We start from the raw sequence: 13,642 nt of genomic DNA, 5'->3' as shown, positions 1-13,642 counted from the left end.
TCAGCCGCCCAGGCGGACGGTGCGGGCCCAGGCGGGCGGGGGTGGCGGGACGTAGGGGTCCTCCTCGGACGGCACGTCGCGGGGGAAGAGACCGATGACCGTGCGGGCGGGGGGTGGTGCGGCGGGCCAGTCGGTCTGACCGTCCGTCAGGACCACCAGGACGTCCGGGCGGGGGCGCAGCCGGAGGGCCCGGTCGAAGCCGGCCCGCAGGTCGGTGCCGCCGCCACCGGTCAGCGGGACGCCCTCGGCGCCGCAGAGGGAGTGCACCGCCCCGGCGGCGGCGTCGCAGGGCACCACCGAGACCTGGTCCCGGCGGTTGCCCACGGCGCGGGCGATGGCGGTGACCTCCAGCAGGGCCGTGCCCAGTTCGGCGTCGCTGACCGACCCCGAGGTGTCGATGACCACGGCGACCCTGGGCGGGCGTCGGCGCAGGCTGGGCAGCACCAGCCCGGGCAGGGCCGCCGAGCGGCGGGCCGGCCGTCCGTAGCTGTAGTCCTCGCCCGCACCGGCGCCGGAGACGGCGGCGCGCAGGGCCGCGCCGAGCAACTGCCGCCACGGCTGCGGCGGATGGAAGGCCTCCTCGGCCCACCGGCGCCAGCCCTGCGGCACGCTCCCCTGTGCGCCCTTGATGCCCTCCGCCACCCGGAAGCGCACGGCGTCCCGCTCGTGCCCGCCCAGTCCGTGCGCCCCGTCCGGCCCGAGGTCCCACTCCCGCTCCAGCCCGTCGGCGCCGCTGCCGCAGTCCAGCCAGGCCCACGGCTCGGTGAGCTTCCCGAGCCCCACGAAGTGCAGGTACTCCTCCATCAACTGCCCGTCGGGCAGCTTCAGCCGACGCGGCGTCAGCGCGCCGCCCGGCATCACCAGGCCGTCGCCGAAGGCGTCGTCGTTGATCTCCAGGTCCGCCGCGATGTTCATCCGCAGCCGCTCGGCCGGGCCGGTCAGGCCGTGCCGGCGGGCGTGACGTTCGGACCGGCCGTGGTGGTCCCGGAGGAGGTGGGAGACCTCGTGCACCCAGACCGCGGCCAGCTCGACGAGGGAGGTCTGGGCCACGAAAGACGGGGAGACGTAGCAGCGCCAGTGCGAGTCCACGGCCATGGTCGGCACCCGGCGCGACTCGACCACGTGCAGGGCGAACAGCGCGGTGGCCAGGTAGGGCCGGGCCCGGGCGGCGTGCAGGCGCGCGGTGAACAGCTTCTCGCGGTCCAGGGTCTCCGGAGCGGCGGCGGCCGGTGCGGGAGCGGGGGTGGTCGGCCGTCGTTTCGGAGGTGCGGGCTTCGGCGCCGGTGCGGTGCTCATCGGCCCACCCCGGCTGCGGACTTGGGCGCCAGCCGGTCCGCGCGCTGCGCGAGCCGCACCGTCCCGGCCAGCCGGTCGACGGTGTCCGGCAGCGTCCAGCCGTCCCGGCGGAGCGCGGCCAGGGTGTTGGCCGGGACCACCACCAGGTCGGGCGCGCCGGTCTCCAGGGCCAGGGCGAGCAGCTGCCAGGCCGCGTCCCAGCGCTGCTGGGTCGGCCGGTTGCGCACCGCCGCCACCACGCCGTCCAGGACGGCCTGCCGGAGGTCGCCGCGCCGCGGCAGCTCGGCCGCCGCCGGATCGGCGAGCAGCAGCTCCGGATCGGGCAGGTCCATCCGCTCCGTGGCGGCCAGCAGCTCCAGCCCGGGCCCGTCCCCGACGGTGCCGCGCACCAGCAGGGAGAGCACCTCGCGGGAGGCCCCGGCGGCGGAGGCGAAGGCCATCAGACGGAGCGTCATCTCCCAGCTGCGCGGCGAGGGCCAGGCCCCGCCCCGGCGGCTCTCGCCCTCGGGCAGCCGGTGCACCAGCTCCGGCCGGGCGGCGAGCAGGGCGCAGACCGCCCGGCGGGCGAAGGCGACCGCCTCGGGCAGCCCGTCCGGGTCGAGCACCGGCAGCACGGCTCGCGGCCAGGTGCCGCCGAGCCCGCGCACCACCACCTCGTGGTCGTGCGTCCAGTGCAGGTGGACGAAGCGGTTGGCCAGCGGCGCGCTCAGCTCCCAGCCGTCGGCCGCCGAGGAGCGGGGGTTGGCGGCGGCCACGATCCGTACGCCGGGCGGGAGCCGGAGGGCGCCGACCCGGCGTTCGAGCACCAGCCGGAGCAGGGCGGCCTGGACGGCCGGGGGCGCGGTGGAGAGTTCGTCCAGGAAGAGCAGCCCGCGTCCCTCCCGGACCAGGCGCACCGCCCAGTCCGGCGGGGCCATCGGCACGCCCTGGACGGCGGGGTCGTCACCGACCACCGGGAGGCCGGAGAAGTCGGAGGGCTCGTGGACGCTGGCGATGACGGTGGTCAGCGGCAGGTCGAGGGTCTCGGCGAGCTGGGTCAGGGCGGCGGTCTTGCCGATGCCCGGCTCGCCCCAGAGCAGGACGGGCAGGTCGGCCGCGACGGCGAGGGTCAGCGCCTCTGACTGGGCGTCGGTCCCGGGCTCGGTGGTGGTGGTCCCGAGCAGGGTCAACAGCTGCTCGGCGAGGTCGAGTTGGGTCATCTGGGCGTGCTTGGTCATGACGGGTCACCTTGGGGGAAGAAGGGCGCGGCGGAAAGGCCGGGCAGGGTCAGTGGTGGAACGCGAGGCGGGGGCGGGTCCGGGCATCGGCCGGGCGGGGCCGCCGGTGGGCCTTCCGCTCCGGGCCGGACAGGCCCGCCCGGTAGAGGCCGTGGGTGACGCGCCGTTCGGCCGCCGCCTCCAGCTCCTCGCGCAGCGCGCCGGTGGGGAGCAGCGCGGCGGGGCCGAGCAGCGACTCGATCACCGCCAGCGCCCCGGCGGTGTCGCCGTGGGCGAGGCGTTCCCGTACGCCCGTCAGCTGCTCGGGGTGGCGGTGGGCCCGCTCGATCGTGTGCAGGCAGGGCATCGGAGTGCCGCCGAGGGCGCTGAGCAGCTGCTCCCGGCGCAGCTCGGCGGGGTCGTGGTCGAGTGCGCTGAGGACGCCGTCCACCAGGGCGAGCCGGTGCCGGGAGCCCTGGCAGTCCACCAGGTGCGGACCGGCGCCGGCGATCTGACGGACGGTCGGCCGGACGGGCCGGTCCGGGGCCAGGGCCGCCGCGACCAGGGGATGCAGCTGCCCCGGGTCGATCGCACCGCTGCGCAGCAGCACCAGATCGGGCGGCGTCCAGGTCGCGGCATCGGGAAGGACGGGCAGCCCCGCACCCTCACGTACCGTCAACCTCTTCACTGTGGACGGTAGTTCGCCGGGATCGAAGGCGGGGATCCGGACTCCCGGCTCCAGCGCCAGACGGCGCCTCGCGTCGAGTCGTACCACCACTGTCTGACCCGGCCGGCCCTCGGCCTCCCGGAGCAGCGCTGCCTCGGCGGCCCAGCGGTCCACGGCGTAGTGCGGCGCCGGCACACCTGTCGTGTCGGACGACCGGTCCGTCCGTTCCCCGAACTCGTCGGCCCGCCGGGCGTCCCAGAGGTGGCGGTGCAGGTCGAGCCGGAACCGCGGATCCGGGCGCCGGTGTCGGTGCTCGGAGGTGGTGCCGGTGCCGGTGCCGGTGCCGGTGCCGTCGGCCGTCCAGAGGGCGAGCGCGAAGCGTTGGCCGCCGTCCGCCCAGGCGGGCGGGGTGCGGGCGACCAGGTGCACCGGGCCGGCCCGCCCGGGGAGCCGGTAGCGGGCCAGCGAGAGGGTCAGGCCGCCGCGCAGCAGGCCGTCGGGAGCGGTCCTGGGCAGGTGCCAGCGGAGCAGGTCGGGCGCCAAGTGGCGCAGGTCCGAACGGAGTTGACCGGTGAACTCGCGGCCGAGCGCGCGGTTCACGGTCCGCAGATCGAGGTCCACGTCCACGTGGGCGGCGGCACAGGCGCCCGCCCAGTCGCCGGTGGCCCGGCGGGCGGTGGACTGCTCGATCATGACGGGCGGCACGGCGTACTCGCGTACGCGCAGCCAGCGGGAGAGGTAGGAGTCCTCGTGCACGGGGTGAGTGGCCATCAGCACTCACCGAACGTGGACGAGACCCCCGATCCGAAGAAGGAGTGAGTGATCATCGTGCGGGAGCGTAACCCCTGTGAGGCGTGCCGCGCCAGTGGATTCAGCGGCTCCGGTCACGGTCGCGGCTGCGGTACTGGTCGAGGACGTGCTGCTGGAGCAGGGCGCCGAAGCCGGCCGACTCCAGGCGCAGGCCGAGCTGGTGGTCGCTCAGCCCGAGGGCGGTGGCGGCGTTGGGCAGGTGCCAGTCGTGGGCGGCCAGGGTGGCGAGCAGGTGGCCGCGCCGGGTCTGGGCCTCGGAGAGGCGGAAGGTCTTGAGGTAGGCGATCCGGCCGTGCTCGTCGGTGATGGCCTCACCGATGTGGTTCTCCTGTCCCGGGCGGAACTCGGGGAGGAAACGGGAGAGGGTGAAGCGGTCCATCCGGTACGCCGTCCGGCCGCGGTAGGTGGCGCCGAGCAGCCCGTCCGCCATCGTGCCGTCGTGGAACTCGCCCCAGGAGCGCTCCTGTTGGTCCACCGCCGTGCGCAGCTCGGCGAGCGAGCGGACGGGCGTGGAGCCGAGGTCCGCCCGGAAGTCCGGTACCGGGGCGGAGAGCAGCGCGTAGTGGTGCACCAGGTCGCCGTAGAGGTCCAGCAGCAGGCTGCGGTGCAGGGCCAGGAAGTCGGCCGGATGCGGGACCACGAAGGCGGCGGCGAGCGCGTCCGCCACGTACAGCAGCAGGCCGCACTGGCCGGGGTGGATCTCGAACACCCGCAGTGCGTCGGCGAGTCCGCGGACCTGCGCCCCGCTGTAGCTCTCCTCCTCGCGGGGCGAGAGACCGTTCCGCAGGGCCCGTTCGGACCACTGCTGCCAGGCGATCGTCGGGCCGCCGAAGTGCAGCGAGAGGTAGCCCTCCAGCGCGAGGTGGAGCGGCAGGAAGCGCAGCCGGTTCCGGTCCGCCCGCTTGGCGAGCTTCCCCGGACGGCGTTGTAGCTGGACCGACTCCGGTGCGGCGGTGCCGAGTTGGGTGCCGTAGGCGGCGGCCGGGGTGCCGTCCCCGGTCCAGTCGGCGACGAAGCCGTGCGGCAGGTAGGAGGTGTACCAGCCCTTCTCGCCCTCGACCATGCCGCAGCCGCAGTCGTCCTCCCCGGTGTACAGCTCCTGGCGCAGCCGCAGGTCGGTGACCGGCTCCGCGCGCACCAGCGGGACCAGCCGGACCCCGCCCCAGACCTGTGCCGGGCGCGTGGTCAGACCGGTGAGGTCGAGGGTGAAGGGTTCGGTGCTCATCGGGCCTGCCCGGGGTCGAGGAACTGCTCGGTGCGCAGCGCCAGATGGGCCGTCAACTCGCCGAGGCCGGTACGCCCTTCGGCGAACCGGGCGAACTCCGCCAGGGTGGTCAGGTCCGCCGCGTCGCGCAGTCCGGCGGTCGGCACGGTCGGTGCCAGGCGGCGCACGTCGAAGCTCTCGGCGTCGAACACCGGGTTGAGGTGGACGATGCTGGTGCGGTGGTCCGGATCCAGCCGGGTGCGCCAGACCCGCAGCACCTCGGCGGCCATCCCCGGCGGGGAGTTGTCCCACCCGTCCGAGACGATCAGCAGCCGCTCGGGCGCGGTGTCCAGGGCGTCCACGATCCGCCGCCCGAGCGGCGTCGGCCCGAGCGGGTGGAGCAGCAGCGCGTCGGTGCGGCCCGAGGTCCAGAAGGCGGTGTAGCCGCCGTCCCCGGCCAGTGCCTCCAGCAGGAAGTGGCAGGCCAGCGCGGCCGCCAGTGGCCGGCGGCGCTGCTGGCCGGAGCCGTAGGAGGAGAAGCTGTCGTCCAGCACCGCCGCGACCCTGCCCCAACTCCCGGCCTGCGCACCGGCGGTACGGCGCGCGGCGGCCCGCAGGGCACCGGTCAGCTCGGCCCGGCGGGCGATCCGGTCGGCGGCGGCCAGGCCGAGCACGTACGTGGCCAGCCGGGCGAGCGGCATCCGGGACAGGTCGGCGGCGACCTCCGCCACCTTGGCGGTGCGGGCCGACTCCTGGAGGCGGAGCCGCTCCAGGGCGGTCATCCGCGGCTCGATCCGCTTGAGGAAGACCTCGCGCGGGATGCCGTGCTTGGCCGCGAACCCCTCCGCCACGGTGTACGGCAGTTCGTAGAGCGCGGGCTGCTCGTAGTGCGCGCGGGTCCAGGCGTTCAGTAGCGGGGCACGGTACTTCCCGACCTTCCTGGCGGCCTTGGTGAAGAGGAAGTCCCCGGTCTCCGCCTCGGCCGGGCGCAGGTGCAGGTGACGCAGCGCTAGCTTCAACCCGCCCCGGTACTTCACCGCGTCGAGCGTCTGGTCCGGCCGGGCGGCCAGCCAGTCGCGCAGGATCGCCCGGGTGCGGCGGTTGTTCACCTTGGCCCGGCGCAGCTCGCGGACCAGCCGGTACACCCGCTGCGGCGGCAGCAGCGCGAGCCGCCGGGCGATCAGCTGCCCCTCGGTGCGGCGCTGCTCGGCGGTGGCGTCCTTCGAGCTCTCCAGCAGGTGCCGGACGATCAGCGCGGAGTTGTGGTCGTTGATGTCGAGTGCGAGCGAAGCGGCGTACGCGTCACGGTAGTTGACGAGCATGTACTCGTGCAGGAAGGCGAGCGAGAGCTGCTGCTCGGCCTGGTCGGAGTGGAACTCGCGCCGGCCGGTCGCGGTGATCGCGGCGTTGACGAAGAGCAGCACGTCGTCGGCGGCGATCAGGTCGCCGTACGTCTCCACGGTCTCGTCCTCGCTGGTGGTTCTCGGTCTTCGGGGCCGGCCGGGGAGTGGGGGCGCGAACTGCGAATCACTGCTTCAGAGGTAGGTTCCGGAAGTCGCACCGGAGTCCCGCGGCCGGCCGTCCGACCGTAGCAGAGGGCGGGCGGAGGGTCAGGACCAGGGGAGCGCGGCGCGGGTGCGCCAGTACCCTTCGGCGGGCTCGGCCATCGGTGCGAGGGTGGCCAACTGCCCCGGGAAGAGGGCGAGGTCGGCCGCGGTGAGGTTGGAGGCGAGCTGCTCGGTGGTGGCGGCGCCCGAGAGCACCACGTCGGCCCACGGCTGCGCGGCGACGGCCGCGAGGGCGACGGCGTCCGGGGCGTGGCCGGTCTGCTCGGCGAGGGCGCGCAGCGCGGCGGTCTCCGGGCCGGTGGCGTTGCGGCCGGCCAGGCGCCCGTTGGCCATGCCCTCCTTGATCACCACGAGCCAGCCGGCCGTGTGCGCCTGCGCGAGCGCGGGCCCGGCGGAGGGCTCCAGCACGTTCCAGGTGGACTGCACGGCGGAGAACAGCGGCTGCCCCGCCACCGTCACCTCGCCCGCCGCCCGGACGGTCGCCGCCTGCGCGGGGCCGCTGGTGGAGAGCCCGATCCGGACGCCCTCGGCGGCCAGCGCCGCCAGCCGCTCGTGCAGGGCGGTGTCGGTGAGCGCCGGGCTGTCGGGCGTGACGGAGTGGATGAGGTACACGTCCAGCCGCTTGCCGAGCAGCGCCCGGCTCTCCTCGATCTGACGGTCGAACACCCCGACCGAGTGCTCCTTCACCTCGTGCACGGGGACGCCGGAGGTCTGCCAGTCGGCGGTGTACGTGTACCCCCACTTGCTCCCCACCGTGACCTCGTCCGCCGCCTCCGGCCGCGCCGCCAGCCACTCCCCGAGGAACTCCTCGGCCCGCCCGTACGACCGCGCCGTGTCCAGGTACCGCACCCCCGCCGCGAACGCCGCGTCCAGCAGCAGGTGCGTCCGCTCCCGCAGCGCCGCCACGCTCCGCCCGGCCGGCAGGTCCCCCTCCCGCCCCAGGTTGATGTACCCGGGCCGCCCGACCGCCGCCGTCCCCAGCCCGAACCGCCCGATCCCCGCCCCGGAGCTGACGGTGGGTTCGTTGGTGGGCGCGGCGGCCATGCTGGAGGGTCCCTTCGACGGTCGGACTCGGTACCGGAACCCTACGTCACGTCGTGCGAAGGCCCAGGTAGGCCCGGGTGGACGCTTCGGCGCGGGCCACCGTCCAGGTGGCGGCGGCGCAGAGGAGGCAGAGCGGGGTGTAGAGGGCGAGGTTGAGCCAGTAGAAGGTGTCGGCGGGATCGGCGCCGAGGCCGGTGATCCAGACCAGGCCGGCCAGACCGCGGAGCAGGAGGCCGGCCGTGATCGCGTACGGGGCGAGGCGGAGGAGCGGGGCGGGGAGGCGGCGGGCGAGGGTGGGGAGGTGCCCGGTGCGGGTGAGGAGGAGCGTGGCGGCGGCGAGGAGGACGGCGACGAGGGGGAGCAGGACGCGGGGGGTGAAGGGGACGTCGGCGTTGAGGACGAGGTGGGAGAGGGTGGCCCGGTCGGGGGCCGGCCAGGTGAGGCCGGTGGTCCAGTAGAGGTGGACCGCGGCGTCGGCGGCGAGGACGGCGGCCACGGTGCGGGCGGCGGTGCGAGGGTTCATCGCGGGTGCTCCTGCGGGTCGGTGACGGTGTGTCGACCGAAGGAGCGGGCGGGGGCGGCGTTCGTTCCCGTGACGAGGGTCACACGGGTGGCGTGGAACGTCCGGGCCGTCGGCCGCCTCTGTGTCGGACGTGGACGGTCCCGAAACCCCGGGTGAGGCAGGCCTCGCCGAACTCGTACGCGCCGCGCAGCGCGGCGACCAGCTGGCGGTGAGCGAGCTGCTGGAGCTGGTCACGCCGTACGTGCGGCGCCTGTGCGGCCCGATCGCGCTGGACGACGGCCCCGACGCGACCCAGGAGGCGCTGATCGCCGTCTTCCGGCGGCTGCGCCAACTCCGCGAACCGGCCGCGCTGTTCGGCTGGGTCCGGGCGATCGCCGTCCGCGAGGCGGTCCGGCACGTGCGGCGGACGGCGCGCTGCGTACCCGCCGACCTCTCCGAACTCCCGCGCCCCGGCGACCCGCAGCTCGCCGCCGACATCGAGGACGTGCTCGCCCGGCTGACGCCGGAGCACCGGGCGGTCCTGGTGCTCCGCGACCTGGAGGGCCTGGACGAACGGTCCACCGCCGAACTGCTGGGCGTGGCGGCCGGCACCGTGAAGTCCCGGCTCTCCCGGGCCCGGCTCGGCTTCCGAAAGGCGTGGCAGCAGTGAACGAGATCCCCTGGCCGGTCGCCGAGTTCGACCAGGTCCGCCGCCTCAAGGTGATCGCGGCCACCACCCCGGGCGCGGCCGTCCGCGAGACGGTGATCGACGCCCCCTACGAGGTGGTCTGGTCGGTCGCGGCCGACCTGGAACGCACCATGCCGCAGTGGCTTCCGGACATCCGCACCGCCCGCCTGGCACCCCCTCGGGACGGCGCCCGCGCCCAGCTCCTGGTGACCGGCCACACCCGCCTGCGCGCCCGCTTCGACCTCGACCTCACCCCGGGCTGGTGCCTCATGCGCAGCCGCTTCCTGCTCGGCGGCATGGCCGCCCGCCCGGAGGGCCCCACCAGCACCCGCTTCGCCTTCCTCGGCGCCGTCCGCCTCCCCGGCGTCACGCTGCGCCCGGTCACCGACCCGCTGGCGGCCCGCTCGCTGCGCCGCTTCCGGACCCTGGTGGAGGCGGCGGCGTCCGGCGCCGGGTGAGCGGGCGGGGGGTCGGCGGCGGCGGGGGGCGAGGCAAGGTGCGTGGTCCGGGTGGGTGATTCGGCGGCGTCGGGTGCGGTCATTGGGCCTCGGGGCGGTCGTGCTGACGGATAGTCGGCCGCGCGGTCCGCTTTCCCCCGTTTCCCCCGGCGATCGAACGGAGCAGAACCGTGCGCGCAACCACCTCCTTGTGCCTGGCTTCCCGTCCGGCGCGGCCGGCCAGGTAGCCGCGGACGAAGCGATGTGCTGGAGCGCGCAGGCGGACCTGGTGATCGGCGCGGCCGTCTCGGGGCTCGGGGTGGTGTGCCTGAGCGCGGTGCGGCAGCGCCGTCAGGTGCTGCTGGCGGCGCTGCCGCTCCTGCTCGGCGTGCACCAACTCCTGGAGGCGGTGGTGTGGTTCGGCGAGGAGGGCCGGGTCGGCCCCGGGGTGGCCGGCGCCGCCCGGGTCGGGTGGGCGCTGATCGCCATGCCGGTGCTGGCCGTGCTGGTCCCGGTGGGCGCCTGGGCTGCCGCCGGCCGCCCACGCCGGCTGCTCGCCTTCGTGGCGCTCGGCCTCGCCACCGCGATCCCCCTGACGGTCGCGGTGCTGGCGAGCCCCGTCACGGCGCAGGTGCACGGCCACACGGTGGAGTACGCGGTCGGCGTCCCGTTCGCCCCGGTGCTGATCGCGGCCTATCTGGTGGCCACTCTGGGGCCGCTCCTGCTGAACCCCGTTGTGGCACTCCGGCTGCTGGGCTGGTGGGTCGCGGCGGCGGCCGTGCTCTGCGCGGTGCTGTGGCGGACCGCCTTCGTCTCCACCTGGTGCGCGCTGGCGGCGTTGGCGAGTGTCCTGGTGCTGCGCTGGGTCCGACAGCCGGCGGCCGCGTAGCCCGGGCGGCCGGGGTGGGCCCGGTCAGCGGCGGAGGGTGCAGGGGTGGGGGAGGTAGGAGCCGAGGTAGCCCTCGAGGTCGTCGGGCTTGTAGGCGGTGGCCCGGCCGGTGAGGGTGCTCTGGTCGAAGCGGAGCTCGAGCGCGAGGTGGGGGCTGTTCAGGCGGGCGTCGGCGGTGGGGAGTTGGAGCGGCGCGGTGGTGCGGAGGTCGCCGCGGGTGGAGGCGGTGGCGGTGGTGGTGACGGGCGGCGCGTCGGCGAGGTGGATCCGGACCCGGTCGGGGGCGAGGAGGTCGAGCCGGAGCGGGACGGGGCCCTCGGGGGTGGTGATCTCGCCGGCCCAGCGGCCCGGGGGCAGGGTGGCGGGGCGGGTGACCTCGGAGCTGGTGTCGAGCTGCTCGGGCCGGAAGCCGGGGACGAGGGTGGTGGCGAGGTGACGGACCACCAGGTCGCGGGTGGTCTTGTCGGTGGAGTTGGTCAGGACGGCGATGGAGAGCTCGCGTTCGGGGACGTCGATCATCATCGCGGCGACGCCTCCCATGCCGCCGCCGTGGCTGTGCACCGCGGGGCCCGGGCCGTGCGAGACGAGGCGGCCGTAGCCGTAGCCGGTGTGCTCGTTGATGGGGACGGCGGGCTCGGGGGCGGCCTCCGGGGCGGGCTTGAGCAGCCGGGCGGAGGTGCGGGCGAAGAGTGCGACGTCGGCGGCGGTGGCCCAGGCGGCGGTGGCGGCCGGGTGGCTGGTGCGGCAGGTCGGGTAGGTGCGGCCGCCGGCCGAGTAGCGGGTGGCGACGGGGGCGGGGCCGGCGTACGCGGCGCCGAAGGCGAAGCCGGTGAGGCCGAGGGGCTCGGCGATCCGTTCGTGCAGCTGGTCGCCGAGGGGGCGGCCGGTCGCGGATTCGAGGAGCCGGCCGAGTTCCTGGTAGCCGAGGTTGGAGTACTCGAAGTCGGTGCCGGGTTCGCGGACCTGGGCGCGGTAGCGGTCGGCGCATATCGGATGCGGCCCGGTGCCGTAGTGGAAGTCGTAGAAGGCCGGGAAACCGCCGCGGTGCAGCAGGAGTTGACGCGGGGTCGGGGCGGACCTCCGGAAGCCGTCGGGGACCGGGGCGTCGAGGTCCAGCAGGCCCTCGTCGGCGGCCAGCCGGACGGCGGTGGCGGTGAACGCCTTGGTCACGGAGGCCAGTCCGTAGACCGTGGCCGGGGTGGCGGGGCGGTGCTCGGCCACGTCCGCGAGGCCGTAGGCGCGGGCGAGGACGACCTCGTCGCGTTCGGCGACGGCGAGGGAGATCGAGGCACAGCCGTGCTCGGCCAGCGCCTCCGTGCACAGCTCGTCCAACCCGTCCAGCATGCGGTCGACCTCCCGATCGGATGTGGTGTCCGTTCGAACGATAGTGCTCCGCTTTCGAGCGGTGCTTCCCTGACGCCGCCTCATCCTGTGGCCGACGGCCGGCTCATGGGTGTGTCCGAGTCGATCCAGGAGATCACTTCGTCGGGGTCGTCCATGACCGCGCCGACTTCCCCGTCATGCCGTCATCGTGGCCCGGCCGACCGGCGTCCGCCGGAGGCCCGCTGTCGGTGATCCACCAGCCCGCCCCGCCTCGGTTACACTCCGCACACCGATCGGCACTGGATTCGGCATGCGCCGGGAGGCGGTTTGGCGAACCGACCGGTGCCGGCACCACTCGATGACAAGGACCCCTCTGTGGCAACCGACTACGACGCTCCGCGCAAGGGCGACGAGGACAGCTCGACCGACAGCATCGAGGAACTGAAGGCCCACCGCGGCGACAAGTCGGCCTCCAGCATCGACGCCCTCGACGTGCTCGAGTCGGCCGACGGCGTCGAACTCCCGGGCGCCGACCTCTCGGGCGAGGAGCTCACCGTCGCCGTGCAGCCGATGCTGAGCGACGAGTTCACCTGTTCCAACTGCTTCCTCGTCCACCACCGCAGCAGGCTCGCCCGCTTCAAGAACGACCAGCCGATCTGCCGCGACTGCGACTGACCTGCATCGAGGCCTCGGCCGATGTACGCGTCGGCGTCTTACCGCGCGGCGGCGACACTGGCTGCCTGCCCGCCCCGGCACCACAGCCGGCCGCCGTCGCGCCCCCATCCACCCTGCCGACCACCGCAACCGCACCGGGACGGGCGCCCTGGCCCGGTGCCGCCTCGGTATCGGTGACGGTGTTTCAGGTTGGAGCGCGGGTGATGTTGTCGCTCTGAAAGTCGAGGTTTGTCACATCGTGCCCCTGCTTGATGTGGTCCATTCGATCTTCTCGAACCATGACCTTGAAAGCACCCGTGGTCGATTTGATGGTGTTTGAGCGAATGACCTTGCCATGCATTCCGCTGGCGGTCCTTGAGGGCTGCTGATGGGCCTGCGTGGCGTAGAGGGGGGGAGCATCCGGGCGATCACATCTTCCTGGATGACCTGTCCCGGGATGACTTGTCCCGGGATGACCGGTCCCCGGAGGGCGGTGTCGACCTCTGCGGGTGTGAGTCTCCGGCGGGCGGCGAAACTGAGCATGGTGAGCCTGTCCGCCACTGCGCCCGGATTTGGCATTTGCGTTGCATCGGCCATCTTCTGTCCGATCTGCTGTGCCGTCCAAGGCGGGCTGCCGATGCGCAAGGAGCGAATCAGTTGCGCGCTGGTCATGTGCGAGCCGTTGGGATTCATCGGGTGAAACTGGTATGTCATCAACGAGGCGAGTGCGCCGGCCCGTTGGTTTTGACGGCGGGGCCGTTGCCGAGGTCGGACATCCGGGCGCCGAGGTTGTGCTCGATGCGGTCGCGGCCGCCGCGTTCGCCGAGGTGGGAGCCTGACGCTCCGTCGGAGGGCCGGAGAGGGAGTCAGGGGTCCACCACCTCGACCCCGGCGGCGAGCATCCGGGCCACGATCTGCTCGGCCAGCTCTTCGTGACAGGTCACCAGGTAGTACGGGTTCGGGCCCTTGCTGAGCGGGAGGTAGCCGGAACCGGCGCGCTCCAGCTGCCAGTTCGCGCGGTCGGTGGTCCACAGGTCGGCGTAGTCGGCGAGCTCGGGGGTGGGTACGGGGGTGGGTTCGGACATGGGCCGATCTTCGCGGCACGGCCGTCCGGCGGGCAAATGCCTCGCCCTGACGGGGTCTCACCAGCCAGAATGCGCCCATGCTGATCCGAGACGTCCGCACCGAGGACCTACCGCTGCTCCAGGAGATCGAGGTGACCGCCGGCCGCCGCTTCGCGGAGGTCGGGATGGACGAGGTGGCCTCCGACGAGCCGTTCCCGCTCGACCAGTTGGCCCGTTACCAGGAGTCCGGGCTGGCCTGGGTCGCCGTCGACCCCGTGGACGACCGGCCGGTCGCCTACC

The 13,642-nt window shown here is 74.3% G+C and carries 14 protein-coding genes and 1 pseudogene; 5 read left to right on the top strand and 10 right to left on the bottom strand.

Going from position 1 to position 13,642, the window contains the following annotated elements:
* The 7 genes from ACZ6ZR_RS28930 to ACZ6ZR_RS28900 all read right to left on the bottom strand — a co-directional run bounded on the left by ACZ6ZR_RS28930 (position 1) and on the right by ACZ6ZR_RS28900 (position 8,308).
* On the bottom strand, positions 1-1,296 hold the full coding sequence (locus ACZ6ZR_RS28930; protein ID WP_465647226.1) for a vWA domain-containing protein: 1,296 nt from the start codon (positions 1,294-1,296) through the stop codon (positions 1-3).
* Complete coding sequence (locus ACZ6ZR_RS28925) at positions 1,293-2,513, bottom strand: AAA family ATPase (protein WP_465647225.1); 1,221 nt, start codon at positions 2,511-2,513, stop codon at positions 1,293-1,295. The genes ACZ6ZR_RS28930 and ACZ6ZR_RS28925 overlap by 4 nt, the downstream gene beginning before the upstream one ends.
* Positions 2,514-2,562: 49 nt before the next feature.
* Positions 2,563-3,930, bottom strand: coding sequence for a hypothetical protein (locus ACZ6ZR_RS28920; protein ID WP_465647223.1), 1,368 nt, complete (start codon positions 3,928-3,930; stop codon positions 2,563-2,565).
* 100 nt (positions 3,931-4,030) lie between these two features.
* Entirely contained in the window at positions 4,031-5,194 is a 1,164-nt protein-coding gene (locus ACZ6ZR_RS28915) for an ARPP-2 domain-containing protein (RefSeq protein ID WP_465647221.1), read from the bottom strand.
* A complete protein-coding gene (locus tag ACZ6ZR_RS28910) occupies positions 5,191-6,633 on the bottom strand; it encodes a hypothetical protein (protein WP_465647219.1) in 1,443 nt (480 codons plus the stop codon). Before ACZ6ZR_RS28910 ends, ACZ6ZR_RS28915 begins: the two co-directional genes overlap by 4 nt.
* A 150-nt stretch (positions 6,634-6,783) precedes the next feature.
* Positions 6,784-7,785, bottom strand: a complete 1,002-nt coding sequence (locus ACZ6ZR_RS28905) for an aldo/keto reductase (RefSeq protein WP_465647218.1) — start codon at positions 7,783-7,785, stop codon at positions 6,784-6,786.
* 46 nt (positions 7,786-7,831) lie between these two features.
* Positions 7,832-8,308 (bottom strand): DUF3995 domain-containing protein, encoded by a 477-nt coding sequence (locus tag ACZ6ZR_RS28900; protein WP_465647216.1) that lies wholly within the window; start codon positions 8,306-8,308, stop codon positions 7,832-7,834.
* A gap of 130 nt (positions 8,309-8,438) precedes the next feature.
* Between ACZ6ZR_RS28900 and ACZ6ZR_RS28895 the strand changes: the two genes are divergently transcribed.
* The 3 genes from ACZ6ZR_RS28895 (at position 8,439) to ACZ6ZR_RS28885 (ending at position 10,301) form a co-directional block, all read left to right on the top strand.
* The gene (locus tag ACZ6ZR_RS28895; protein WP_465647214.1) at positions 8,439-8,957 is read left to right on the top strand and encodes an RNA polymerase sigma factor; all 519 of its coding nucleotides are present in this window, start codon (positions 8,439-8,441) and stop codon (positions 8,955-8,957) included.
* Positions 8,954-9,433, top strand: a complete 480-nt coding sequence (locus ACZ6ZR_RS28890) for an SRPBCC family protein (RefSeq protein WP_465647212.1) — start codon at positions 8,954-8,956, stop codon at positions 9,431-9,433. Before ACZ6ZR_RS28895 ends, ACZ6ZR_RS28890 begins: the two co-directional genes overlap by 4 nt.
* A gap of 190 nt (positions 9,434-9,623) precedes the next feature.
* Positions 9,624-10,301: a DUF6629 family protein gene (locus ACZ6ZR_RS28885; RefSeq protein ID WP_465647210.1), complete on the top strand. Its 678-nt coding sequence runs from the start codon at positions 9,624-9,626 to the stop codon at positions 10,299-10,301.
* Between the two features lie 24 nt (positions 10,302-10,325).
* On the opposite strand, the gene ACZ6ZR_RS28880 is transcribed toward ACZ6ZR_RS28885, so the two are convergent.
* Positions 10,326-11,645 (bottom strand): serine hydrolase domain-containing protein, encoded by a 1,320-nt coding sequence (locus ACZ6ZR_RS28880; protein ID WP_465647209.1) that lies wholly within the window; start codon positions 11,643-11,645, stop codon positions 10,326-10,328.
* Positions 11,646-11,999: 354 nt separating this feature from the next.
* On the opposite strand from ACZ6ZR_RS28880, the gene ACZ6ZR_RS28875 reads away from it, so the two are divergent.
* Positions 12,000-12,299, top strand: a complete 300-nt coding sequence (locus ACZ6ZR_RS28875) for a DUF4193 domain-containing protein (RefSeq protein ID WP_465647207.1) — start codon at positions 12,000-12,002, stop codon at positions 12,297-12,299.
* Positions 12,300-12,483: 184 nt separating this feature from the next.
* On the opposite strand, the gene ACZ6ZR_RS28870 is transcribed toward ACZ6ZR_RS28875, so the two are convergent.
* Both ACZ6ZR_RS28870 and ACZ6ZR_RS28865 read right to left on the bottom strand, forming a co-directional pair.
* On the bottom strand, positions 12,484-12,639 hold the full coding sequence (locus ACZ6ZR_RS28870) for a hypothetical protein (protein ID WP_465647206.1): 156 nt from the start codon (positions 12,637-12,639) through the stop codon (positions 12,484-12,486).
* 505 nt (positions 12,640-13,144) lie between these two features.
* Positions 13,145-13,363, bottom strand: a complete 219-nt coding sequence (locus ACZ6ZR_RS28865) for a hypothetical protein (protein ID WP_465647204.1) — start codon at positions 13,361-13,363, stop codon at positions 13,145-13,147.
* Positions 13,364-13,440: 77 nt separating this feature from the next.
* Between ACZ6ZR_RS28865 and ACZ6ZR_RS28860 the strand changes: the two are divergent.
* Positions 13,441-13,642: pseudogene (locus ACZ6ZR_RS28860) on the top strand (GNAT family N-acetyltransferase); the annotation flags it as partial.

The sequence above is a fragment of the Kitasatospora sp. NPDC088742 genome (genome assembly GCF_055584905.1).
This window is presented reverse-complemented; position numbering and strand designations above follow the sequence as displayed.